This is a genomic window from Corynebacterium meridianum, from assembly GCF_016342265.1.
GTDB lineage: Bacteria > Actinomycetota > Actinomycetes > Mycobacteriales > Mycobacteriaceae > Corynebacterium > Corynebacterium meridianum.
Genome location: NZ_JAEIOS010000015.1, coordinates 48,156 through 72,375, shown reverse-complemented (window position 1 = coordinate 72,375; position 24,220 = coordinate 48,156). Strand labels below are relative to the sequence as shown.

At 66.0% G+C, this 24,220-nt stretch carries 19 protein-coding genes; 11 read left to right on the top strand and 8 right to left on the bottom strand.

The window, feature by feature from the left end:
* Positions 1–129: 129 nt before the first annotated feature.
* The 3 genes from JDV75_RS10410 to JDV75_RS10400 are packed head-to-tail and all read right to left on the bottom strand — an operon-like array spanning position 130 to position 3,639.
* Complete coding sequence (locus JDV75_RS10410; RefSeq protein ID WP_198739183.1) at positions 130–1,110, bottom strand: decaprenyl-phosphate phosphoribosyltransferase; 981 nt, start codon at positions 1,108–1,110, stop codon at positions 130–132.
* Positions 1,107–1,619, bottom strand: coding sequence for a phosphatase PAP2 family protein (locus JDV75_RS10405; protein ID WP_198739182.1), 513 nt, complete (start codon positions 1,617–1,619; stop codon positions 1,107–1,109). Before JDV75_RS10405 ends, JDV75_RS10410 begins: the two co-directional genes overlap by 4 nt.
* Positions 1,612–3,639 (bottom strand): glycosyltransferase, encoded by a 2,028-nt coding sequence (locus JDV75_RS10400; RefSeq protein ID WP_198739181.1) that lies wholly within the window; start codon positions 3,637–3,639, stop codon positions 1,612–1,614. The genes JDV75_RS10405 and JDV75_RS10400 overlap by 8 nt, the downstream gene beginning before the upstream one ends.
* Positions 3,640–3,849: 210 nt before the next feature.
* Here JDV75_RS10400 and JDV75_RS10395 point away from each other — a divergent pair, with 210 nt between their 5' ends.
* Positions 3,850–5,259 carry a DUF5129 domain-containing protein gene (locus JDV75_RS10395; RefSeq protein WP_198739180.1) on the top strand — a complete coding sequence of 470 codons (1,410 nt, stop codon included), beginning with the start codon at positions 3,850–3,852 and terminating at the stop codon, positions 5,257–5,259.
* A gap of 1 nt (position 5,260) precedes the next feature.
* On the opposite strand, the gene glf is transcribed toward JDV75_RS10395, so the two are convergent.
* Entirely contained in the window at positions 5,261–6,463 is a 1,203-nt protein-coding gene (gene glf / locus JDV75_RS10390) for a UDP-galactopyranose mutase (RefSeq protein WP_198739179.1), read from the bottom strand.
* 373 nt (positions 6,464–6,836) lie between these two features.
* Between glf and JDV75_RS10385 the strand changes: the two genes are divergently transcribed.
* The gene (locus tag JDV75_RS10385; RefSeq protein ID WP_198739178.1) at positions 6,837–8,963 is read left to right on the top strand and encodes an N-acetylmuramoyl-L-alanine amidase; all 2,127 of its coding nucleotides are present in this window, start codon (positions 6,837–6,839) and stop codon (positions 8,961–8,963) included.
* A gap of 89 nt (positions 8,964–9,052) precedes the next feature.
* Here the strand turns inward: JDV75_RS10385 and JDV75_RS10380 are convergent, their stop codons facing one another.
* The 4 genes from JDV75_RS10380 to serS form a co-directional block, all read right to left on the bottom strand.
* Positions 9,053–9,697: a TetR family transcriptional regulator gene (locus tag JDV75_RS10380; protein ID WP_198739177.1), complete on the bottom strand. Its 645-nt coding sequence runs from the start codon at positions 9,695–9,697 to the stop codon at positions 9,053–9,055.
* A gap of 301 nt (positions 9,698–9,998) precedes the next feature.
* Positions 9,999–10,823 carry an HAD hydrolase family protein gene (locus tag JDV75_RS10375; protein ID WP_198739176.1) on the bottom strand — a complete coding sequence of 275 codons (825 nt, stop codon included), beginning with the start codon at positions 10,821–10,823 and terminating at the stop codon, positions 9,999–10,001.
* Positions 10,820–11,788 carry a lysophospholipid acyltransferase family protein gene (locus JDV75_RS10370; protein WP_198739175.1) on the bottom strand — a complete coding sequence of 323 codons (969 nt, stop codon included), beginning with the start codon at positions 11,786–11,788 and terminating at the stop codon, positions 10,820–10,822. The genes JDV75_RS10375 and JDV75_RS10370 overlap by 4 nt, the downstream gene beginning before the upstream one ends.
* Before the next feature lie 93 nt (positions 11,789–11,881).
* The gene (serS, locus tag JDV75_RS10365; RefSeq protein ID WP_198739174.1) at positions 11,882–13,141 is read right to left on the bottom strand and encodes a serine--tRNA ligase; all 1,260 of its coding nucleotides are present in this window, start codon (positions 13,139–13,141) and stop codon (positions 11,882–11,884) included.
* A 100-nt stretch (positions 13,142–13,241) separates the two neighbouring features.
* On the opposite strand from serS, the gene JDV75_RS10360 reads away from it, so the two are divergent.
* The 9 genes from JDV75_RS10360 to JDV75_RS10320 all read left to right on the top strand — a co-directional run bounded on the left by JDV75_RS10360 (position 13,242) and on the right by JDV75_RS10320 (position 23,950).
* Positions 13,242–14,009, top strand: a complete 768-nt coding sequence (locus JDV75_RS10360) for a GntR family transcriptional regulator (RefSeq protein ID WP_198739173.1) — start codon at positions 13,242–13,244, stop codon at positions 14,007–14,009.
* 79 nt (positions 14,010–14,088) lie between these two features.
* On the top strand, positions 14,089–15,108 hold the full coding sequence (locus tag JDV75_RS10355; protein ID WP_198739172.1) for a septum formation family protein: 1,020 nt from the start codon (positions 14,089–14,091) through the stop codon (positions 15,106–15,108).
* A 30-nt stretch (positions 15,109–15,138) separates the two neighbouring features.
* Positions 15,139–15,483, top strand: coding sequence for a metallopeptidase family protein (locus JDV75_RS10350; protein WP_198739171.1), 345 nt, complete (start codon positions 15,139–15,141; stop codon positions 15,481–15,483).
* A 191-nt stretch (positions 15,484–15,674) separates the two neighbouring features.
* The gene (locus tag JDV75_RS10345) at positions 15,675–16,478 is read left to right on the top strand and encodes an ATP-binding cassette domain-containing protein (protein ID WP_198739433.1); all 804 of its coding nucleotides are present in this window, start codon (positions 15,675–15,677) and stop codon (positions 16,476–16,478) included.
* Entirely contained in the window at positions 16,475–18,967 is a 2,493-nt protein-coding gene (locus JDV75_RS10340; RefSeq protein ID WP_198739170.1) for an FtsX-like permease family protein, read from the top strand. Before JDV75_RS10345 ends, JDV75_RS10340 begins: the two co-directional genes overlap by 4 nt.
* A gap of 343 nt (positions 18,968–19,310) precedes the next feature.
* On the top strand, positions 19,311–20,585 hold the full coding sequence (locus JDV75_RS10335) for a glycosyltransferase family 4 protein (protein ID WP_198739169.1): 1,275 nt from the start codon (positions 19,311–19,313) through the stop codon (positions 20,583–20,585).
* Entirely contained in the window at positions 20,582–22,189 is a 1,608-nt protein-coding gene (locus JDV75_RS10330) for a glycosyltransferase (protein WP_198739168.1), read from the top strand. The genes JDV75_RS10335 and JDV75_RS10330 overlap by 4 nt, the downstream gene beginning before the upstream one ends.
* On the top strand, positions 22,186–23,082 hold the full coding sequence (locus JDV75_RS10325; protein WP_255520545.1) for an ABC transporter permease: 897 nt from the start codon (positions 22,186–22,188) through the stop codon (positions 23,080–23,082). Before JDV75_RS10330 ends, JDV75_RS10325 begins: the two co-directional genes overlap by 4 nt.
* The gene (locus JDV75_RS10320) at positions 23,069–23,950 is read left to right on the top strand and encodes an ABC transporter ATP-binding protein (protein WP_198739166.1); all 882 of its coding nucleotides are present in this window, start codon (positions 23,069–23,071) and stop codon (positions 23,948–23,950) included. The genes JDV75_RS10325 and JDV75_RS10320 overlap by 14 nt, the downstream gene beginning before the upstream one ends.
* The last annotated feature ends 270 nt before the right edge of the window (positions 23,951–24,220 follow it).

Below are 24,220 nucleotides of genomic sequence, written 5' to 3'. Positions count from 1 at the left end.
TTCCGAAAAACAGGCGGTCGCCCAATTCTGCGACCCATCGGACTATCCCCGGGCTTGATCGTTTCGTTACACGATTACCGTACACGGGCCGCGGCGGTACGGCGCGGCCCCGGGTGCACCTGCGGGTATCTACAGGGCCGGCATCACGTAGACGGCGATCACGATGCACGCGACCCACAGGACGGCGAGCGCCTGGAGCGTCCGGTCGGACAGCGCGAGTTCGTCGGGCGCCCCGCCCTCGCCGCGGTCGATGTCCGCGGCGTAGCGGAGGATGGCGACGGTGAACGGAACCATCGAGATCTGGTACCAGACCCCGCCCGCACCGTCGAGGGAGCGGCTGACGTCGAAGCCCCAGAGCGCGTAGCTCATGACCACGGCCGTGGCCGACAGGGTCCAGACGAACCGGAGGTAGGTGTCGGTGTAACCCTCGAGGGACTTCCTGATCTTCGCCCCGGAGGATTCGACGAGGAGGATCTCCGCGTAGCGCTTGCCGGAGGCCATGAACAGCGAGCCGAAGGCCGCGACGAGGAGGAACCACTGGGACAGTTCGATGCCCGTCGCGACACCACCGGCCATCGCGCGGAGCATGAACCCGGAGGAGACCAGCGCGATGTCGATGACGGGCTGGTGCTTCCAGCCGAAGCAGTAGCCGAGCTGGAGCGCGATGTACACGGCGACGACGATCGCGAGGTTCCCGCCCGCCGAGGCGAGCAGGGAGATCAGCACCGAGGCGAGCATGAGTCCGACGGCCATCGCGTAGGCGAGCCGCACGGGGAGCACGCCCGCGGCGATGGGGCGGAAGCGCTTGGTCGGGTGCGCCCGGTCGGCCTCGACGTCGCGGGCGTCGTTGACCAGGTAGATCGAGGACGCTGCGAGGCAGAACACGAGGAACGCGATCGCAACGTCGGCGATGGTGCGGCCGCTGAGGAGCGCGGCGGATCCGGCGGCGGCGGGCGCCGCGATGACGAGGACGTTCTTCACCCACTGCTTGGGGCGGAGCGCCTTGATCATGGCGTCGGGGAGATTCTTCGGGGGCCGGCGTTTCCCGTCCCCCTCGATTCCCCGGGTGTGGGGTTCGGACCCGAGCAGCCCGTCGTGCGGCTGGCTCATGAGTTGTTCCTTTCACGCTTGTCGACTGCCCGGCAGACTGCGCCGGCGGTGGCGGCGCCGAGGGCGGCTCCCGCCGCGACATCGGTCGGGTAATGCACTCCGAGCACCATACGCGACAGCATCATCACCGGCACGCCCGCCAACGGCCAGGGCGACCGGACGATCCGGCCCACCGCGACGAGGGCCGCGGTGGTGGAGGTCGCGTGCGACGACGGGAAACTCAACTTCGACGGCGTGCCCACCCCGACCCGGATCCGCGGATCGTGGGGGCGCTTCCGACGCACGACCCGCTTGATGACGATGGAGGCCGCGTGGCTGAGGAACGCCGATCCACTCACGGCCAACCAGGGCGCGCGCCGCTCCCGGTCCACGGCCGCGCCCACGGCACCGAGCGCGACCCAGCCGAGGGCGTGCTCGCCGAAGTGACTCAGTCCCCTGGCCACGGGCAACGTCGCGGGGATGTCATAGAGCGTGTCCTGGATCTTCACGAGTACATCGGATTCACGCATGGAAGACCTTCCCCCAGTTGTCGCGGCTGGTGAGCTCCGCATGGGCGGCACGGTAGGCGGTGCGCAGATCATCGAAGCGCTCGAGGACCTGCCGCTGCAGACGGTTGGACTCCGCGAGGAGTTCCTTCGCCTTCTCCCGGTCGCGCTGCCGGTAGACGACACCACGGCCGTCCGCGGTGGTGACGGTCGCCCCGTCGACGCGGGACAGGGAGAACCAGCGGGCCTCGATCGGGGCGAAGTTCGCCTGCGGCACCTCGTGGTGCGCGGGATCGTGCGGACGCACGGAGTGCAGCAAGCCCTTGGCCAGCCAGACGGCCTTCTTCACCGGGGCCAGGCGACCGCCGATGTCCTTGACGGGAACGCCCGGCGCGCCCGAGGGTTTCGGCAGCTCCGCTGCGGTCGGCAGGACCACGGCGTCCGGGTAGTCGCGGCGCAGCCGGTTGATGCGCGGCAGGGAGGTCTCGAGGATGTCGAAGAGGTGGTCGGGGCCGGCGAGGAAGTCCTTCATCGCCTCGTTCTGGATCGCGACGGTGGAGTACTCGAGGCACAGCAGATGCTTCAGCGTCGCCTTCTTCATGCTGCGCACGATGCCCTCCGGGCCGCCGTCGTGGTCCATGGCTGCGACGATCAGCCGGTTGCGCAGGTGAAAGTAGGCCTGCCAGTCGATGGCGTCATCCTTGTCGGACCAGGCCATGTGCCAGATCGCCACGCCCGGCCACGTCGCCGTCGGGAATCCCGCCTTCGCGGCACGCAGTCCGTACTCGGCGTCGTCCCACTTGATGAACAGCGGCAGCGGTTGTCCGATCCGCTCCGCGACGACCCGCGGGATGAGGCACATCCACCAGCCGTTGTAGTCGACGTCGATACGCCGGTGCAGATCCCGGGAGTTGCGGTCCTTCGGCCCGTCGGCCGGCCGGCCCTGATGGGACAGCGGGAACTCGGAGAAGTCGTGGTCGTAGCGCACGTGCGGAGCGGAGGTCCACATGAAGATCGAGCGGTCGATGACCTCACCCATCGAGTGCAGGTGACTGCGTTCCTGGAGGTTGAGCATCTGGCCGCCGACGAGCATGGGGCTCTTCGCGTAGCGCGCGACCTGGAGGGCGCGGAGCACGGAGTCCGGCTCGATGGCGATGTCGTCGTCCATGTAGAGGATGTACGGGGATTCTTTCGCTCCGGCCTCCCCGCTGCCGTCGACGCCGCCGAGGGCCTCGAACATGATGCGCGAGTAGCCGCCCGATCCCCCGAGGTTGCCCTGGCGGAACTCGAAGAAGCGGTCCCCGAAGTGTGCGGTCACCGCGGCGTAGCCGGGTTCGTCCGCCGGGTGCCTGCTGCCCTGATCGGGCATGATCACGGTGTCGATCACCGCGTCGACCTGCGGGTCGCTGGCGAGTGCCTCGAGCGCGGCAACGGCGTCCGCGGGTCGGTTGAACGTGGGGATGCCGACGGTGACCCGAGGTTCGAAGGGCCCGACGGTCGTGCCGTCGGGCATGGTCTGCGGCGCAGGCGCGCAGGGCGCGAACCAGCCGGCGCGGGTGATCGTGGCATCCGTCTCCGCGGTCACGTCGAACCACAGCCAGCCGCCGTCCTCGAACGGATCCAGCGACAGCTCGAACTCGGCGGCGCCGTCGGCGACGAGCTTCCCGTCGACCGCGATCCGGGAGCCGTCGATCTTCGAGCGGTAGACGTCGACGCGCGCCTCACCGGTGACCTCCACGCGGAGGATGACGGTGGACAACTGCGACCAGCGGCGCCAGTAGGACGCCGGGAACGCGTTGAAGTAGGTCTGGAAACTGACCTCCTGGCCGGCGCGGACGCTGAAGCTCGTGCGGTCCGGCCACGTCACCCGCTGGGTGTTGGTCTCCGCCTCGAGAAGATAGAGCGTACGGACGTCGTGCGGCTCGCCCCGCCTCGGCAGCAGCACCCGCTGCAACTGCTCCACCGCCCCGGAATCAGCTGGCACCTGGGGATCCAACGGAGCAGCAGGCGTTTCCCGGGGGGTGGGCGCGGAAGATTCGCTCATGACGTTTCAACGTCCTTTCGGCCTGTGGTCTGGTACCCGTCTCAATGTAATCGTTGGCGCGGCTCGACTGCGTTTCCCACGCGGTGACGGTGCCCACCGGTGGGGCGGAGACCCGCGCCGCGGTCCCACACCGGGCGGTCGAACTCCCGCTCCCGGGCGCGGTGTTGCTGCGGGCGACCTCGTCCCGGGGACTCTCCTACACTGTTGGCCATGATCGTCTCCGAGCTCCCCCAGCCCCGGTTCGCCCGACCGGTGGCGGCCTTCCTCACACTGTTCGTCACACTGCTCCTGCCGCTGGCGGCGGCCACCGCACAGACCACAACCGTGCGGTCGGTGGAGGTGCCGCTGCGCGGTGGGCAGCTGACCGACGACGACGTCCGGCTTCTCGAGAACGAGACCCCGCCCCTGTCGCTGCCGGCGACGGTCGACCGGGTCGTGTACCTGGTGTTCGGGTCGAACGAGTCCAACCTGAACGACTCCCTGCGCCACTACGCGGAGAACGAGGACCGGTCGCTGTTGTCCGAGGCGGAGGACAAGTTCGCCCCGGGTGCGTTGATCGTGGCGGTGGGCATGGATCCCCGACGTGTCGGGGTGGCCTGCGGCGATGACGTGTGCAACGCGATCGACTTCTACGGCGCGGGACGCATGGACGGGATCCTCGACGAGATGCGGGTCCCGCTGCGGCAGTCGGGTGACCCGAACATCGCGGCGGCACTGCTGGCCGGTGCCCGGGCGTCCGGGGACACGACGGTCGTCGCGGAGGAGAAGGAGGATTCCGGTGTGTCGGGATGGTGGATCTTCGGCGGGATCTTTGGTGTGGCCACCGTGGGCACCGCCGGGGGCCTGTTCTGGGCCCTGCGCAACCACCGGCGGCGGATGCGGGAACACTACAACCATGTTGTGGACAACTACGCGCGGGTTGCGGCGCAGCTGGATTCGATCAACGTCCGGGCCCATTCGTTGTCCTCCCCGCTCGCCGATGACGCGCTGCGCCGCGACTGGGAGGACGTGCGCACCCGGTTCCTGGCCATCGACACCACGGTGCAGCGCCTGAGCGGGATCGGCGACGAGGTCGGCGACCGCGAGCTTGCCAGGCGCTGGCGGGAGATCACCGAGGCGTACGAGACGGTGCGGCAGATGGAGAACGCGGAGGCGAACATCGATGAGTTCTTCCGGATGGAACACGGCGACGGCACCGTACGCCGGCGACACCTGACCGAGATGCACGAGGACCTGACGGAGGCCCGGACGACGGTGTCCGATGACGGCCTGCGGGAAGATCTGTCGGAGATCGACGCCCGGGTCCTGGAACTCCGGGACGCACCGGACGCACCGGATTTCATGGACGCCTACGCCCGGATCATCACCGACTACCGGATCGTCATCGAGGCCGTGCGTAAGCGCGAGTTCGATGACGTGGAGCCGGACGACGGCAACCCGGCGCCCCGGATCTGGGACGATTCGTGGCGCCCGGGCTACGGATACTACGGTTTCGTGCCGTTCGTGACGGTGAACTCGTGGCACGAATCAGCGACGGGCTCCGCAGCCGGGTCCTCCGGCGCCACCACCGGGTACTCCTCGGGCGGGTTCTCCGGCGGGGCCGCCTCCGGGGGCTGGTGAGCTACTCCCCCGTGAGCAGCGGGGAGAGCTTGTTGTCGAAGAGGTTCATGGCGCTCGCGATGGCCATGTGCATGTCCAGGTACTGGTAGGTGCCCAGGCGTCCACCGAAGAACACCCGGTTCCCGGCGGTCTCCTCGTCCGCGCGCCTGCGGTAGGCGAGCAGCATCTCCCGGTCGTCGGGGGTGTTGATCGGGTAGTACGGCTCGTCGGCGTCCCCGGCGAAGCGGCTGTACTCCTTCATGATGACGGTCTTGTCGTCCGGGTAGGAGTCCTTGCGCTCGGGGTGGAAGTGCCGGAACTCGTGGATCCGGGTGTAGGGGACGTCGGCGTCGTTGTAGTTCATGACCGGTGTGCCCTGGAAGTCGCCGGTGTCGAGGACCTCGGTCTCGAAGTCCAGGGTCCGCCAGCCGAGCTTGCCCTCGGAGTAGTCGAAGTAGCGGTCGAGCGGCCCGGTGTAGACGACCGGCGCATCGGGATTCGCCCCGCGGACCTCGTCGCGGACCTCGAACCAGTCAGTGTCGAGCCGGACGTCGATGAGCTCGTGGTCCGCCATGCGCTCGAGCCACGCGGCGTAGCCGTCCTTCGGCAGCCCCTCGTAGGTGTCGTTGAAGTACCGGTTGTCGAAGGTGTACCGCACGGGCAGGCGGGTGATGTTGCCCGCAGGGAGCTCGGTGGGGTCGGTCTGCCACTGCTTCGCCGTGTAGTCCCGGATGAATGCCTCGTAGAGCGGACGCCCGATGAGGGAGATCGCCTTCTCCTCGAGGTTGGAGGCCTTCTCGGAGTCGATCTCGCTCGCCTGCTCCGCGATCAACGCCCGCGCCTCGTCGGGGCTGTAGTAGCGGCCGAAGAACTGGGCGATCAGGCCGAGCCCCATCGGGAACTGGTAGGCCTGCCCGTCGTGCATGGCGAACACCCGGTGCTGGTAGCCGGTGAACTCGGTGAACTGGTTGACGTAGTCCCAGACCCGCTTGTTCGAGGTGTGGAACAGGTGCGCGCCGTACTTGTGGATCTCGATCCCCGTAGTCGGCTCGGCCTCCGAGTACGCGTTGCCGCCGAGATGGCCGCGGCGTTCGATGATGAGTACGCGCCTGCCGAGCTGGCTGGCGGTCCGTTCGGCGACGGTGAGTCCGAACAGGCCGGAACCGACGACGATGAGGTCGTAGGGGGCGGCGTTCGTGGAGGTGGTGGTCGAGGGATTCGTCATGGGCACCAGAGTAACGCCCGGGCTCCGGCGCGGGCCGGGGGCACGCCGTCCCCGTCGACCGCCGGCGTGGCGGAACGGGGTGCGGCGGAGGGCGGTGCGGACCGGGCCACGGTGGGATCCGGGGTGCGGCGCAACGTTCCCCGGGTGGGTGGCCGACGGGTGGGGTGCGACCATTTTTCGCGGGCGACACGCCGCCCCCGTCACAACAATCACAGCAACAACACTGTTACCATCGGCCACGTACGTAGTCTGTCGTGCTTTTTGCCCCATTGCCAAGCAATGACATCTTTCGACATATGAGGCCGTCCCGGTAACTCCACCGCAAGTTGAGCGGCCGACGGTCCCACCTGTCCCATCAAGGAGAACAAAGAACGTGAAGCAGCGACGCCGCATCACCACGCAGTCCAGACGCCCGACCCTCGCGGTGATCCTCTCCGTCGCACTGATCGCCTCGGCGGTGGTCGGCGTCGGCAACCAGTCGATTCTCCGGACCGACACCGTCGGCACGGAACCGGTCACCGCAGCGGTTTCCACCGAGAGCTTCGCGGCCGGCGAGAACGTCGTCGTCCCGGATGCGGCGATCATCAGCCAGGGCGAGGAAACCACCGGCCCCCGGGCGGTCAAGGAGTTCACCCGCGACGAGGAGTTCTCCATGTTCGCCCTGACGTGGCACGGGGAGAAGGACATCGCCGCATTCTTCCGCGCCAAGCGCGCGGACGGCTCCTGGAGCCCGTGGTACGACGCGGAACCCGCCGGTGACCTGCAGAAGCCGACGGGTCCGAACGGAACCGAACTGATCTACGTCGAGCCGACGCACACGATCCAGGTGTCCACCGCCAACGTCGACATCGCCGCGGACACCGGAGCGGCCGAAGCGGCCTCCGCCCCCGCCGGGGCAGCCACGACGGCCGAGGTCACCGGCGCGGAGGTCGCCGGGGACACCCCCGCCGCCGACGCGATCACCCCGCCCGCACAGCCCGCGACCTTCACCGGCGGCGTCCCGGAGATCGACGGCACGCCGGCGAGCGATACCGGATTCACCACGAGTGTCGGTGAGATCGCGCCCGTCGCCGAGGTCATCGACCCGGATGCGATCGAAGCGGTGTTCGTCGACGGAAAAGCCTCCGAGGGCACATCCGTCGACCTCGTGAACGCCGAGGAGGACGCCCGGGGCATGCCGAAGGTCATCTCCCGCAAGGGCTGGGGCGCGGACGAGTCCAAGCGCTGCGGAAACGTCACCTACGACGACCAGGTCAGCGCGCTGACGATCCACCACACCGCGGGGTCGAACAACTACACCCCCGCCCAGGCCGCCGCCATCGTCCGCGGCATCTACCAGTACCACGCCAAGACCCTGGGCTGGTGCGACATCGGGTACCAGTCCCTCGTGGACAAGTACGGCCGGATCTACGAGGGCCGCTACGGCGGCATGAACCGCGCCGTGCAGGGCGCACACGCCGGTGGCTTCAACGAGAACACGTGGGCCATCTCCATGATCGGCGACTACTCCACCGTCACGCCGTCCCCGGAGACGCTGGCCTCCGTGGGTGAGCTCGCCGGATGGCGCGCCAAGGTCGCCGGATTCGACCCCCTGGGCTCCGACATCCACTACTCCGAGGGCACCTCGTACACGAAGTACCCGTACGGCGCGAAGGTGACGCTGCCGAACATCTTCGCGCACCGGGACGTCGGTGACACCTCCTGCCCGGGTGACGCCGGGTACGCGCAGATGAACACGATCAGAGGCCTCGCCAACGTAAAGTACAGGGCACTACTGGCCGGAGAGGACACCTCACCGAAGACCACGAGCCCGGAGAAAACGACTTCTACGCCAACCACCACGGAGAAGGCGGACTCAGCTCCGGCTCCGGCAACCACAGCCACCACGGACGGGGATCCCGACAAAGCCGGGAACACCCCGGAGCCGCGTCCGGAACCCGAGCCCGCCCCCACGCGTCTCGGTAGCAGTGGCGGAAACCTCGATTCCATTCTGAAGGTGGCCGGTGCCCTGTTGTCCGTCGTCGTCGCGTTCCTCGGTTCGCGTGAAGATGTCAAGGAACGGATCTCGAAGATCGGCGACACGACGGTGATCGCGGGTCTGAAGCTCTCCGACGTCCCGGCGCTGGTCGACAAGGCTGCGGCACTGGCCCGGAATCCGAAGGTCAGGAATGTCGTGGAGCGCGTGACCACCGTGGCGGGCCCGGTACTCGGTTCCCCGCGTGGTGGAACGCAGGTCGCGACCCCCGTCGGTGAACGGAACTCACACATCGAGGTCACACCGTTCGACGGAGGACTGGTCGTGTCCTCCCCCGAGACCGGTACGCACGCCATCTGGGGCGCGATCGGTGACGCATGGGCGGCGCAGGGCTTCGACGCCGGCCCGCTCGGCATGCCCGTCAACGAGGAGTACCGGGACGGAGAGCTGATCCGCACCGACTTCCAGGGCGGGTGGATCACCTTCGACCCGGCGACGGGTGACGTGCAGATCCACGAATCCTGATTTCCCGGACACGGACGAAAAGGGGCGGCCCTCCCGGGGCCGCCCCTTTTCTCCTGTATCCCGCCGGTGTTCCCCGACACATGGATAAGTCACCTGCGTGCTTGTTCGCCGAGCATCTCAGTGGCCACGGTGCGCAGCAACTCATCGACGGAGTACGAGCGCGCCCCCTCCTCCAGGAGACGGGCCGCCCGCTCGGGATCCCAGGGCAGCATGTCGGGCAGGGAGTCGCTGGAGTAGAACGTTTTGCCCGCCGCGGACGCGGCACTGTCCACCTGGCGGGCGATGACCTCGCCGACGACGATACGGCGCAGCGACTGCACGCTACGGACGATGACCTCGCCGGGGACCCCTGCGTCGTAGGCGGTCCGGGCGAATTCCCGGTACAGCGCACCGAACACGATGGACGTATCCTCACCGGAGACCATCATCTCCTTGGCGAAGGGGAATGCCTCGAGCTGGTCGATGATCTCGCCCGCGATGGCGACGATCCGGTCCACCGGGTCATCGGGGAGTGCCGTGGGTGTCTGGGCCTTGAGGGTATGGAGGAAGGCTTCCGCGATGAGGGCGTTCTTGCAGTCGAAGTGGTGGTAGAGCGCCATGGCGGTGACGCCCACCTCCTCAGCCACGCCGCGCATGGAGAACCCGTCCGCACCGTTGTCGCATATCTGGCGGGCGGCGATCTCGATGACCTTGTCCCGGGATACCGTGAGTGGACGACCTCGTCGGCCGCCCACGGCTCTGTCTCTTGCGTCCCTGGCGTTATTCACCGTTCCCCCATCTTCCGGTGGCGGTGGACCGCGGAGCAGACTGATCCCGGACCTGCCACCACACCGTAGCTTCGTACACGTCACAGTCGGAACGGAAAGCCACACCAGCTCCCGTTCAGCCCCTGACCGATGGTCGGATGGCCGCGCGCGGTTGGCCGGGCGTGGCGTTGTTCCGGCAGAAGTACTATCTGCGCAAATCTGATTTCGTTTCACTGCAATGGAGCTACTATAAAACGGGTGTCATCATCGACGGCGTTCCCGCAGGGGTTCAGTACCAGCGCTCCAGAACGGCCGCCAGCCCGTCTTCGTCGTTGGTGACGGTCGTTTCGTCTGCGGCGATCTTCAGTTCGGGCGCCGCATTGCCCATGGCGACGCCTCTGCCCGCCCAACGGAGCATCTCCGTGTCGTTGGGCATGTCGCCGAAACAGATGGCCCGCTCGGCGGGGATCCCCAACGTCCGGGAGATCTCCCGGAGACCGACGGCCTTCGTGATGCCCGGCGCGGCGACCTCGAGGAGCCCCTCGCTGACGGAGTAGGTCAGGTGCGCCATCTCCGGAGGAATCGCGGGGGCGAGTCTCCGGTACATGTCCCCGCTGTCCAGTCCCTCGTTGCGCAGCAGCAGTTTGATCGCGGGTTCGGCGAGCAGCTCATCCTCCCCGGCCTCACCGAAGTCGATCGCGGGCCAGGCGTGAGCCCATTCGGGGGCGATGATGAAGAGTTCCGGCTGGGGGTCGAAGGCGCTGTTCCCGGCGCGTTCGACGGCGACACCCACTCCCCCGTCCGCGGCGAGGATCGCCCGGGCGGTATCGACGATGGTGCGCAGCTGATCGGGGAGCAGCGGGTGGGTGTCGACGATGCGGTCCGTCGCACTGTCGTAGAGGACGGCCCCGTTCGCACAGACGGCCATCGGGCGGACGGGCAGCTGTTCGAGGACGGGGAGCAGCCACCGCGGCGGCCGGCCGGTGGCGAGCGCCAGGACTCCCCCGGCGTCGATGAACCGGCTGAGGCACTCACGCGTCCGGGGGCTGACCCGCTCGGCACTGGTGATGAGGGTGCCGTCGATGTCACTTCCGACGAGGAGTGGGCGACTCACCGAAGTCCCCGGAGGAACACACCCAACCGGGCGAAGGCGCGGTGGATCCGGGCGGGGAGCGCACGGCCGTGCTCGGTGATCTTCTCAAGGGCGAAGTCCGCACGGCGATCCGCACGTGCGGCCGCCCGAGCCGCTTTTTTGTCTGCACGCGCCTGCTTCTTCTCGGCGGTGATCACGGCGGCCTCCTCGAGGGTGGGCGCGCTACCGCCGAGGGACGCGGGCATCCAGGGCGCGCCCGCGAAATCGCCGTACTCCGCGGCGTAGTCGGCGCGCACGCCGTCGAGAAGTTCGGCGACGGCGTTTCGGAGGGTATCGGTGACCTCGACCGGATCGCCCGCGGCGGAGATGGGTTCGCCGATACGGATCCAGACGGGGATGTGCTTGCGCCCCAGGTTGCGCGGCACGCCCTTGCTTATGATGCGCTGCGAGCCCCACATGGCGACGGGGATGAGCGGTACCTCGGCGGCGGCGGCGATGCGGGCGGCACCGGTCTTGAACCGGTCCATCTCGAAGCTGCGGGAAATGGTGCCCTCGGGGAAGATCCCGACCAGCTCACCGGCGTGCAGCCTGGCGACCGCCTCGTCGAGGGCACCACGTCCGGCGGAGCGGTCGACGCGGATGTGGCGCATCCGGTTCATGAACCACCCGATGACGGGCACATCGTAGATCTCGCGCTTCGCCATGAAGCGCACCAGCCTGCGGCCACGGAAGTACCCGGCGACCCCACCGAAGATGAAGTCGTAGTAGCCGGTGTGGTTGTAGGCCAGGAGCGCGCCGCCCTCAGCGGGGACGTTCTCCACGCCCTCGATGGTGATGGTGATGTCCTGGGCCCCCATCAGCGCGCGGACCGCTGCGATGATGCGGGAGTAGAACGGCTCGGTTGCCTCGGTCGGGTGGTCCGGCACGCGGACGAGGTCCACCGGATAGCGGAAGATGCCTTCCCGGATGAACTCACGCTGGGTCATTGGGGGTCCTGTCTGTATTCGGCTGGAGTCTCGTCTCGAAATCCGTTCCGGCCGCGGGCGGGTGCATTTCCCGCGGCCGGTCAGCGGTGGTGTCTACTTCACCGGTTCGAGGACCTCGCGGCCCACGAAGGGCTGCAGGGCCTCGGGGATCCGGACGGATCCGTCCCCCTGCTGGTTGTTCTCCAGGATGGCCACGAGCCAGCGGGTCGTGGCCAGTGTCCCGTTCAGGGTGGCACAGGGCTGGGTGCGCCCGTCGTCATCGCGGTAGCGGACCTTCAGGCGGCGGGCCTGGAAGGTCGTGCAGTTCGAGGTCGAGGTCAGCTCACGGTAGGTGCCCTGCGTCGGGACCCACGCCTCGGTGTCGAACTTCCGCGCCGCGGAGCTTCCGAGATCGCCACCGGCGACGTCGATGATGCGGTAGGGAACCTCGACGGCGGCGAGCATGTCGCGCTCCATACCGAGGAGCTTCCGGTGCTCGGTGGTGGCGTCCTCCGGCTTGCACCAGCTGAACATCTCGACCTTGTCGAACTGGTGGACGCGGAGGATCCCGCGGGTGTCCTTGCCGTAGGAACCGGCCTCCCGGCGGAAGCAGGAGGACCAGCCGGCGTAGCGCAGAGGCCCACCGGAGAGGTCGATGATCTCGTCGGAGTGGAAACCTGCGAGCGCGACCTCACTGGTGCCCACGAGGTAGAGGTCGTCCTCCTCGAGGTGGTAGATCTCGTCGGCGTGACTGTCCAGGAACCCGGTCCCCTGCATGGTCTCCGGGCGAACGAGGACCGGCGGGATCATGAGGGTGAAGCCGGCTGCGGTGGCGCGCTGTGCGGCGAGGGTGAGCATACCGAGCTGCAGGAGCGCACCGAATCCGGTGAGGAAGTAGAAACGGGAACCGGAGACCTTGGTACCGCGTTCGACGTCGATGAGCCCGAGGGACTCGCCGAGTTCGAGGTGGTCCTTCGGTTCGAAGTCGAAGCTAGGGGGTTCACCGACGTGCTCGAGCACGATGAAGTCGTCTTCCCCACCGGCGGGGGCGCCCTCGACGATGTTCCCGATGCGCGACTGGAGTCGTTCCACTTCCTCGGCGGCCTGCTTCTGGGTCGCCTCGGCTTCCTTGACCCTGGCCTTCAGTTCGTTGGAGCCGGCCAGCAGGGCGGGGCGGTCCTCGGGGGCGGCCTGGCCGATCTTCTTGCCGAAGGCCTTCTGCTCGGAGCGCAGGCTGTCGGCGGCGACGATCGCCTCCCGTCGGGTGGCATCGGCGGCGATCAGCTGATCGACGAGACCTGGATCCTCGCCGCGGGTGCGCTGGGAGGCACGGACCACGTCGGGGTTGTCGCGGAGGAATTTGAGATCAATCACGCGTGCCAGCCTACCGAACAGTGCAGCACGGCGACCCGGGTGGTGGACCATCACCACAAAGACGGCCATCCGGTTATGACCACCGGAGTATACTGAGCGCATGGTCACCTCCGCGAAGTTTCCGGCACTCCCTGCCCGCCAACTCACCGACGGGCCGAAACCGAAGCACGCGCAGCTGCGGGAGATTCTCGAGGAGATCTGCACCACCGACCTGGAACCCGGAGACATGCTGCCCGGCGAGCGGGTCCTGGAGGAGACCTTCGGTGTCTCCCGGATCACCGTCCGGCGGGCCATCGGGGATCTCGTCGCCTCCGGACGCCTGAAGCGGGCCCGCGGGAAGGGCACCTTCGTCGCCCCGGCACCGCTCATCTCGCGCCTGCACCTGGCCTCCTTTTCCTCCGAGATGAGCTCCCAGGGGTTGCGGGCCACCTCCGACGTCCTGCTCTCCAAGGTGGACACCGCGCCCGCGGAAGTCGAGGCGTTCTTCCGGGCCGGTGAACGGCCCCACCCGCACCTCCGCCGCCTGCGTCTCGGCGACGGCCGCCCCTACGCCATCGACGACAGCTGGTACAACAGCGTCCACGTGCCGGATCTCCTGGACAAGGACGTGCACACCTCCGTCTACGGCATCCTCGACAAGGAGTACGGCCTCCCGGTCACCGAGGCAGAACAGATCGCCACCGCCATCAACGCCGACGCAACCACCGCGGGGGTCCTGGACGTGGAACCCGGCACGGCACTGCTCAAGATCGTCCGGATGTCACTCTCCGGGGAATACCCGGTGGAGTGGTGCTCATCCCTCTACCGGACCGACCGGTACACACTGAAGACACACGTGGAACGGGCCGCGGAACAGCCCACCGACTGACCCGGTCGACGACTACCCCGCACCTTCACCAGGGGGTCTGTGTGCACCCGACCGGCACACCCGGCATGATGGAGGAATCATGACAGCAACCAGATCCTGGCGTTCAGCCACCGCGGTACAGGCGGGACTCATCGCAATGCTCGTCGCCGCCGTCGGCGTCGGGTCCTACAGCCATGTCGCCGCAGAGACCGCCGCGGACGCCGGTACCGATGCTGGAGCCGTGACCGGCACGGCATCAAGCAGCACCGGGGAGACGAGCAGCACAAGACCGGCGGCCGCCCCGTTCACCACCGCCGACGTAGGAGACTGCCTCAACTGGGATGTCGCCGCCGACGGTACGGTGTCGAACTTCCAGAAGGCCGACTGCGCCACGGACCACCGGTTCGAGGTCTCCGCCCGCGAGAATCTCGGAACCTACCCGTCGAGCGAGTTCGGCCCCTCCGCCCCGGCACCCAACCTCACCCGCCAGGCGCAGCTGCGGGAAGAGCTCTGCAAGACCCCCACCATCGACTACCTGGGCGGACGCTTCACACCGCACGGCCGGTACTCCATCGCCCCGATCCTCCCCCCGGCCAGCGCCTGGGAGGCCGGCGACCGCACCATGCTCTGCGGCGTCCAGGTCACCGACGACGGCGGCAAGACCCTGACCACCCGCGGCCGGGCCGCCGAGCAGGACCAGTCCCGGATCTTCCAGCCCGGCGAATGCGTCACCATCGGTCCCGCGGGTGCACCTCGGGCAGTGGACTGCGCAGAACCGCACCAGCTCGAGATCACCGCGGTCATCGACCTCAAACCCGTGTTCCCCGAGGGCACCCCCACCGTCGCGGACCAGGACGCGTTCCTCAAGGACGCCTGCACCCAGGCCGCCCGGGATCACCTCGGAGGAGACGATCCCTTCTACCACTCCACCCTCGAATCCTTCTGGACGGCCATCGACGCCAACGCCTGGAACGGAGGGGCAAACACTGTCAACTGCGCCCTGTTCAAGGCGAACGCCGACGGTGGGTTCGCCACCCTCGAGGGCACCGCCACTGGCCCGTTCGTGATCGACGGCGCACCACCGGCACCACAGCCCGAACGCGATCCCATCCGCCAGTAGCCGAAAACCCGCCCAGACAAGGACACCTCCGTGATCGACGTCTCCGACGAACGCTTCAACGAGCTCGTGGACATGGGCTTCGAGCGCATCCCGGACGTGTTCCTGGACAACCTCCGGAACGTCGCCATCCTCATCGAGGACTACAACCCCGACTCAAAGACCATCCTCGGGTTGTACCACGGAGTCCCCCTGCCCGAGCGCCTGGCCAACCACACCGGACTGCCCTCCTCGATCACGATCTACAAGGAGGCGATGCTCGACTACTGCACCAGCGAAGAAGACCTGATCGAGCAGGTCCGCATCACCGTCGGCCACGAGATCGGCCACCACTTCGGACTCGACGACGATGAACTGCACGAGCTGGGGTGGGGGTGAAGCGCCCCGACCGTGGGCGACTCAGCCCCCGAGACGCACTGCCGTGATTAGATGAATCTGTACCCGAGAGGTACGACCACAGCTTTTCACCGCTGGCGGATCAGGGCGACGGCCCGGAGACACCACACGACACCGTGGCCGACACCTCACCGAGCTCCGTCAGCAAAGGCGTGATCCACCCCGTGAACTCCGTGCCCGACCCCTCCGGCCCCGCCCACGACCCGGTGCTCACCGCGAGCCACCTGACCCAGGCGTTCGGCACCGGTGACGCCCGCGTCACCGCGCTCGATGACGTGTCGGTGTCCATCCCCCGCGGCCGGTGGACGACCCTCATGGGTCCGTCCGGGTCCGGCAAGACCACCCTCCTGCACTGCCTCTCGGGACTGTCGGTCCCCGACTCCGGCACCGTGACCCTGCACGGCACGGGTGCGGGAAACCGACGGGAGCGAAACACCGTCCTGAGCTCGCTGTCCGAGAACCAACGGGCGAAGCTCCGCCGCACCCGAATCGGCGTTATCTTCCAGGAATTCAACCTCGTTCCCGTGCTCACCGTGCGGGACAACATCCGGCTACCGATGCGCCTCGCGCATTCCCGCATCGACCCGACCTGGTACGACGAGATCACCGGACGGCTCGGGCTCGACCAGCGCCTGAAACACCTCCCGCACCAGCTCTCCGGCGGCCAGCGGCAACGCGTCGCCATCGCCCGGGCACTGCTGGCCCGCCCGGACATCATATTCGCCGACGAACCCACCGGTTCCCTCGACTCGGAGACCGGAGCGGAGGTGCTCACCCTGTTCCGGCGGTTGGTCGACGAATTCGGTCAGACCCTGACTGTGGTGACCCACGACCCCGCTGCAGCCGAGTGCGGCGACCACCTGATCACCATGCGCGACGGACACGTCACCGGCACGGACGGACATGCGCTACGGGCCCCGGCGACACGTCCCGGGCGGCACTCCCGGCACGCGGCCGACGGTGGTGCCTCCGCGTGATCCGGCTCGCACTCGCTCAGCTCCGCCGACGTGGACTGCGTTACCTCTCACTGTTCTTCTCCATCTTCGCGGCCGTCGCACTCACCGTCGCGACCGCCGCGATCACGACGACGCTCCAACGCACGGTGGGCGAGATCTTCGACCGGCCCTACGCGAACGCGGATGTCGTGGTCACCGTCCGGTACTCCGCCGGGGACGCCGATCCGCTGACGTCCGTCCGCTCCGTTCCCGGCGTCGCGGATGCGGTGTTCGACCGGACCTTCCGGGGCGCGATCGCCGACACGGGCACCGTGTACCGCTCCACCTACGTCCAGTCCATCACCGACGGCCCCCTGCAGTGGCGTTCCCTCACCGAGGGCGGTTTCCCGACATCCGACAACGAGGTCCTCGCCACCGACGACGATCACGCGATCGGGCAGAAACTCTCCCTCGAGGCCCCCGGGATCCCGGATACGACCCGGGTGAGGATCGTGGGACGGGTGGAGAAATCCGCCCAGGAACAGCTCATCGGCTCAGACTCCATCCTCGCCACACCGGCAGCCGTCGATGCCTGGTCCGGTGACTCCCGGACCGGGGAAATCCGGGTTATGGCGGCGCCCGGCACCACGCCGGAGGCGCTCGCCGGAGCTATCAGGACCGCACTGCCACAGGGCAGCTCGACCGCGGTCACCACCGCCACGGCACACACCGCGGAGCTCTCCGACCGGTACCTGTCCAAACGTGACCGCTACTTCCTGCTGCTCGCGGTGTTCATCGCGGTCGTCGCAGCGGTCGCCGGCCTGGTGATCCTCTCGGCGTTCTCGGTACTCACCGGGGAACGCCAACGCGAGTTCGCGCTCCTGCGCTCCACGGGTGCGTCCACAACGCAGATCCTCACCTCCGTCATCGTGGAGGCCACGATCCTCGGCGCCCTCGCAGGAGTGCTCGGCGCACCCGCCGGGCTGTGGCTCGCCCGTATCGCGGGTGAAAACGCCGCCGCCCTCGGGGTGCGGGTGCCGCTCGCGGATGTGGCACTGCCCGGGGCCTGGCAGGCGGTCATCGTGTTCCTCGGAGTGGTTACGGCGGTGCTCGCCGCACTCCCGGCGGGACGGTCGGTTGTCCGACGCCCCATCACGCAGTCACTCGCCTCGCCGGACGTCAGCCAACAGAGCACCCTGCGCCGCGTACTCACATTCGTCCTCGGTGCAGCCACCACCGCGGCCGGACTCGCCGCCGCGACCGTGGTGCCCGGTCTGACGGCGAAGCGGGCGGTGGTCGGTTCGGTGGGAGCCGCCAGCCTCATCGCGCTCGGCATCCTCGTCATGCTCGCCGTCCTCCTGCCTGCCCTGATCAACCGACTCTCCCGCGTCATGGGTGTGCTTCCGGCACCGACGCTCCAGCTCGGCGCAGCCTTCGTCGGCCGACAGCCGCAACGCTCGGGAGCACTGGTGGCGATCATCTTCGCCGGGGTCACCCTCGTCTCCGCGGTGCTCCACGGGCAGGACATAATCCGGGACCATCTCACCGCGGGTGCCCGGGGAACCGGAGACATCGATGTGACGGTGACGGCGCTCGAGGATTCGGTCCCGGATGATCTGGTCACCGCGATCCGCAGCACCGCCGGCGTCGTCGCGGCGATCGCCCCGGACGCGGCCCGGGTCGACAACCCGTGGGGTAACTCGGAGAACGTCCTCACCCTGGATCAGGCCACTGGCGGGCAACTGCTCCGCGGTGGGGTGGGTGCCGCACCGGGGGAGATCATCGTCGGTGACTACTCACCGATACGTGATCGTGTGAAGGAGGGCCGCCAGGTAGAACTGACCATTTTCGACCAACCGGTCACCGCCACGGTCCGCCACGGGTCCGGGCGCACGAGTTTCATCGCACCGGGTCTCGTCGACGGTGCCCGCGCCCGTTCACTCGCGACGAAGGGCGTTTCGGTGGACAAGGCACCCCCGCTCCCCCGCCCGGCGATCCTGATCCGCACCGACGGGCCCCCGGATCAGGTCGCGGACAATCCGACGCTCAGCGCCATAGGTGACGTCATCGCGCAGAACGAGGCGCGCGTGTCGGTGGCCGAGAGCTTCTCCACCAGGGCCGAGATCGCCGCAACCGCCGACCGGATACTGACCATGTCAACACTGATGACGCTCGTCGCCGGACTGATAGCTGGTGTCGGTGTCGCGAACACGGTGACTCTCGCGGTCCGGGAACGCGCACGGGACAGGGCGCTTCTCGGGGCACTAGGTATGTCGCGGGGCGGCCAACTGATGATGCTGCTGACCGAGGTCACGGTGCTCGCCATTCCGGCCGCCTTCATAGCCGCCATCGCCGGAGGGGTACTTGGAATCTGGGTGGGGGGAGCCGTTACTTCGGGGAGCTACCAATCCGGTATTCTCCCCGCACCGGATGCAGCCACCATCGGGGCCCTCACCGTCAGCGCACTCCAGACCGTCTGCGTGTTCACCCTTGTGGCAGCTGGTCGTGGTCGTCCGAAGCTGCCGACCTGATGGATATCGCTGTCTTCAGCCGGTCGATCAGAGGAAGCTCCGTGTAACAAAACCAAGAAAAGAACCGACTAGCTACCCATGGATAGGTATCCATTAAGAAAATTCCGCTGTCTAGCAGCCCCCAGCCGATACCCTACTACCGCAGGAGAAATAGGATCACCAGAAGTAGCGCGGTAGAATAACGCTCAAAACTGACTGCGGACAGCACTTTTCGCTTCCCAATTTTTCCCGGAGAGGGTTCTCAGTTGAGCTACAAGATCCCCGAGTCGGCGCTCCGAATTGGCACTTCGCTCGCCTCGGGAATCAAGAGTATTCACCGCGCTGCCGGGGGAATCTAGTCCGAATGCACATTCTCCTCATCTCTCAATACTGGGAACCTGAGCAGGGGGTGGTCCAGCGACGTTGGCGGTGGATCAGTAAAGCACTGATCGACAGAGGCCACGAATTGACTGTCATCTGCCCCCCTCCGCACTATCCCGGTGGAAAGCTGATCTCCGACGATCCTGCACACCAGAGCGGAGCGGTCGATATGTCAACCGACGGTATCCGAATCTATCGGTCGTCGTTTCGCGAGCACACGTCTTCCCTGATAAGCCGAATCAAAGATCAGGCCGTCATCATGATGTCCCAGCTGCTGATGGCACGAAAGATCATTCGAGATGCGCGGAAAGCAGGAACACCAATCGATATAGTCTGCTGCACTGTCCCCGCACTACCCTCAGCAGCCGTTGGTATTGCCGTCTCCAGGTTGAGGCGGCTGCCACTAGTCGTTGAGCTCAGGGACGCTTGGCCCGAGATCCTAGAGTACATCGATGAGTGGAAGGACCCGCAGCCAACCGGTGTCCCAATCATCCGCAAGACCAAAATCGCGGTTTTCCACCTGCTCCTCCTTGCCGCAGGCAAGGTCCTCTCCCAGATCCTGAGGCGAGCAGAAGCCATCATCACCACTACAGAATCACTCGCTGAGCTCAGACGAGCGGATGCCAGAGGCGAGGTCGTCGCCGTGAGGAATCGAGCACATTCGGAGACGTTCCGCTCCTCCACCGCCGGCCAGCCGGGTAGTGGTCCTCTTCGGGTTCTCTATGCAGGCACTGTAGGACGCGCTCAAGGTCTGGAGAATGCAGTTGAAGCTCTGTCGATCGCACGGGAAAAAGGAGCAGAGGTGGAAATGCGGATTGCCGGAGGTGGAGCGCATCTCGACTCTGTCATGAGTCTTGCGGAGGAGAAGAAACTGCCCATCAAATTCCTCGGTCGGATCCCCTTTGAAGCCATGATGCACCACTATGAGTGGGCTGATACTGCCCTCGTGCACCTTCAATCGTGGACACCCATGAAATACACGATCCCCTCCAAGCTCTTCGAAGCAATGCAGGTGGGTAAGCACATAAGTGCTGCTGTCTCCGGCGAAGCGGCGGAGATCGTTCTCTCATCTGGAGCGGGCGATGTGGTGACTCCGATGTGCCCAGAAGAACTAGCCCAACTCTGGTTCGACCTTTGCGCCGATCGGACGCGGCTCGATGTGGCCGGGCGTGGTGAAGCTTGGTTCGAATCCGATCATGACAAGCACGATCTCGCTGATTCCTGGGTGAAAACAGTCGAACGGATTGTCCCGCAATGAAGGTGTCGCATACCCACGCTCCCAGGCAGGCTGCGGCTCTGCTCGGGACCATTCTCGCCCAGTTCGTGGAGGATCCGGTCCACACACTCTCACTAGTGTCAAGACGACTGTCCGAGGATCCACGCACACGGCTGGTGGGACAATTCCTCAAACGGGAAACCGGTGATGCGCCACGGACACCACCAGCCAGTCGCTTCTTCAGCGTCTTCTTCATCGATCCGCGACGGGAATCCGCACGTGATGCATGGCGAAACGGATCACTCACATCCGCTGGCGACCGCGCCCATGGAATGCTCGGAAGTCTCTACCGCGATGAGCGGGATGTTCTCACCGGGTTCTTCTCCCCGAAATCCCCTGCCGATCCCCGACCGGGCGAGCCACCTGCGACGGACATGCTCTATGTCCTGACCAACTCATTTCCGACAACTGTGTCGGGGTACAGCTGCCGTACACATTCTCTGCTTTCGGCGCTCACACGCTCCGGCATCTCGGTCGCGGCCGCAACCCGCACCGGGTACCCCGCTTCAGTGGGGCGGTGGTCTCCCGGTGATGTGGATGTGATCGACGGAATAACCTACTTTAGAGATCTACCGTGGCTCCCCCCCATGGCGTTGTCCCGGAAGCTGAATCACCGTGCCATTCACCTGGCAGGTCTCGTGGACAGACTCCGCCCCGCAGTGATCCAGGCGACGACAGACTGGGAAAACGGACTCGTCGCACGGGCGGTCGCACAGGCTCATTCGATCCCTTGGATCTACGAGATGCGTGGCGAGAGAGAAAAAAGCTGGGTCGCCACCTTCCCACCGGAACAGCAGATCGCAGCCGAGCGTTCTGAACGATTCAAACTCGTCAGGGCCCTCGAAACGAGCCTGGCCAGGGACGCTGATGCGGTGATCGTCCTCTCTGAGGTCCAACGAGGAGAACTGATAGATCGGGGGGTATCGCCCTCCCGAATCTCCGTAATCCCCAACGGTGCCGACACAACCACTCGGGCGGTGTCCCGATACGACCGGGACACTGCCCGAGCCAAACTTGGACTCCCCGGCAATTTCATCTTCGGCACCGTGACATCGCTGGTCGACTACGAGGGACTCGACCTCCTCATCACCTGTCTGCGCGATCTACTTGAGCGGGGTATCGAAGCCCACCTGGTTCTTGCCGGATCCGGGGCCTGTCTCCCGGAACTACGACGGAGAGCCTCCCTTCTGGGAGTTGCCCGCCGATGTTCTTTCCCTGGTGGGGTGGATCCACGGGAAGTCGACAACTGGTACCGGAGCCTCGACGTGTTCTGTATGCCGAGGAAGAACACCTCGGTGACGAGGTCGGTCACCCCCATGAAGTCTCTTGCAGCAAGCGCCCTGGGAATCCCGGTGATCGCCTCCGATCTCCCGGCGCTACGTGAGGTCGTCCCTGTACCACAGGCTGGTACGCGATTGCCCGCGGGGGCGGTGGAAGACTGGTCGGTAACGCTCGCGGAATACGCCCGTGGAACAATGTCATTCGACCCTAATGCGGCGCACGCTTTCGCACAGTCACGTACGTGGGACACAGCAGCCCGAAACCTGACCACCATTTACAGGGAGATCCTGGGGGAACGCAGATGAGTGCCAGACGTCGGATACGGACCCGGCACGGCAAGAATCGTCCGGGGACGATTCCCGCTGAAGTCTTCGCGCCACTCAAACCGGTCACCGGCCGGCCCCCTGTGAGCGGATATCTATGTCAACTGTGGCAACGGCGGTTTTTCATCCGCGCGGAAGCCCGGGCAAAGGCATTCTCCGGCTCCCGGAATCTGATCCTGGGAAACCTCTGGCTGTTGTTGGGGCCCCTCCTCGACGTCCTTATGTACGGGGTGATCTTCGGAGTGGTTCTCAAAACCTCCCGGGGGATCGAGCATTTCGTCCTTTTCCTGGTCATCGGTGTCGTCCTGTTCCGCCTCGTGTCAAAGGACCTCTCCGATGGGGCAGGAATGATTAGGTCCAAGAAGAACGTCATCAAGGCTTTCGCGTTCCCCAGGGCGGCACTGGTGCTCTCCCACTCTCTGCGCACCGCTTACGACTCGATTCCGCCCATCCTGGTTCTTTTCGCGGTGATCTTCTTCTACCCACACGGTCCCGGCCCGACCAGAACCTGGCTGCTTTTTCCTTTTTTGTTCATCCTGATGAAGACATTCGGTACCGGTCTCACATTCCTCGCCGCGTGGAGCACCCATCTCATACCCGATGTGGCACGACTCATCCAGGTGTTCACACGCTTCTGGTTCTATGGGTCCGGGGTCTTCTACAGCATCGACAACTTCGTGGATCAACCAACTCTCCTACGCGTGATGCAGATCAATCCCGCCTACCAGGTTCTCACCGTCGGACGTGATCTTCTCATCTACGACACCATCCCCGACCGGTCTTTCTGGGTGTCACTAACAACCTGGGCGGTTTCGACCCTCGCCATCGGTTTCCTGCTGTTCTGGAGTGCGGAGACTCGCTATGCCAAATTCTGAGTTCACCCAGCCCGGGGCTGTTTCCCCGCACCGACCCGATGTCCGTACGACCTCCGTCTCGGTACAGGATATTTCAGTGCAATACCGGGTGAGATCCAATCAACCGGGCACCGGAACCCCCGACCGGATCCTGAGTTCCCTCGGCTACCGACACCGGGTGACGGTACAGGCCCTCAGCGGTGTCACGTTCACCGCCGACAAAGGCGATTCAATCGGTGTGCTCGGTTTGAACGGCTCCGGAAAATCCACGTTACTGAGGGTTATCGGAGGACTGGAGACGCCCAAGACCGGGCGGGTGTTGGCGAGTAGCCAACCGACGCTCCTGGGGGTGTCGGCGGCTCTCGAACCTGCCCTGTCGGGACTCCAGAACATCCGCCTCGGTTGCCTGGCGATAGGCATGACACCGGACGATCTTCCAGCCGCTATGGAGGAGATAGCTGAGTTCATCGATATCGGAGATGCCCTCTACCTACCGATGAACACCTACTCATCCGGGATGGCGGCGCGCTTACGGTTCGCCATCGCAACCGCGGCAAACCCGGAGATCCTTCTCATCGATGAAGCTCTCGCCACCGGCGATGCCGCTTTCAAGAGCCGGTCCCAGAAGAAAATGGATGCAATGCGGGAGAACGCCGGCACCATGTTTCTGGTGTCCCACCAGGCCAAAACGGTCGAAGAGCTGTGCACGAGAGCACTCTGGCTGCATCAGGGACATCTCATCGCCACAGGAACCGCATCCGAATTGGCCCGGGAATATCGGCAGTGGGCCTGGAGTATGTCTAGACGGGAATACAACAAAGCCAACAGAATCCTGTATCCACGGTTGGAGGCTGTCGGATTGATGCAGCTCGCGCAATCCGCAGATTGAACGCACGCAACCGGAGAGAATCAATCGCGCGGTTCACCACCTGTTTCAGGGGTTTCCGTCCGCATGCGGACGGCGGTGGGGCCTCGATCTTCAGGTTTAAACCGGGACAAGACACCCACGTACGGTGATGGCTTCCCCTGAATCCGCTCACCACAGGAAATCGCCTTGATAGCTCCCCCACATCTTCAGGCGACTTCCCAGATACACATCACACAGACCCAATCAAGGCAGCTCTGTGCCTGCATCTCGCGTCCAGACCATCTGATTGTC

Bases quoted from the DNA above. Each gene is read 5' to 3' on its own strand.
- glf (WP_198739179.1), bottom strand. From the start codon at position 6,463: ATGACGAATCCCTCGACCACCACCTCCACGAACGCCGCCCCCTACGAC.
- JDV75_RS10360 (WP_198739173.1), top strand. From the start codon at position 13,242: ATGGTCACCTCCGCGAAGTTTCCGGCACTCCCTGCCCGCCAACTCACC.
- JDV75_RS10395 (WP_198739180.1), top strand. From the start codon at position 3,850: ATGATCGTCTCCGAGCTCCCCCAGCCCCGGTTCGCCCGACCGGTGGCG.
- JDV75_RS10405 (WP_198739182.1), bottom strand. From the start codon at position 1,619: ATGCGTGAATCCGATGTACTCGTGAAGATCCAGGACACGCTCTATGAC.
- JDV75_RS10400 (WP_198739181.1), bottom strand. From the start codon at position 3,639: ATGAGCGAATCTTCCGCGCCCACCCCCCGGGAAACGCCTGCTGCTCCG.
- JDV75_RS10325 (WP_255520545.1), top strand. From the start codon at position 22,186: ATGAGTGCCAGACGTCGGATACGGACCCGGCACGGCAAGAATCGTCCG.
- JDV75_RS10355 (WP_198739172.1), top strand. From the start codon at position 14,089: ATGACAGCAACCAGATCCTGGCGTTCAGCCACCGCGGTACAGGCGGGA.
- JDV75_RS10330 (WP_198739168.1), top strand. From the start codon at position 20,582: ATGAAGGTGTCGCATACCCACGCTCCCAGGCAGGCTGCGGCTCTGCTC.
- JDV75_RS10320 (WP_198739166.1), top strand. From the start codon at position 23,069: ATGCCAAATTCTGAGTTCACCCAGCCCGGGGCTGTTTCCCCGCACCGA.
- JDV75_RS10410 (WP_198739183.1), bottom strand. From the start codon at position 1,110: ATGAGCCAGCCGCACGACGGGCTGCTCGGGTCCGAACCCCACACCCGG.
- JDV75_RS10335 (WP_198739169.1), top strand. From the start codon at position 19,311: ATGCACATTCTCCTCATCTCTCAATACTGGGAACCTGAGCAGGGGGTG.
- JDV75_RS10370 (WP_198739175.1), bottom strand. From the start codon at position 11,788: ATGACCCAGCGTGAGTTCATCCGGGAAGGCATCTTCCGCTATCCGGTG.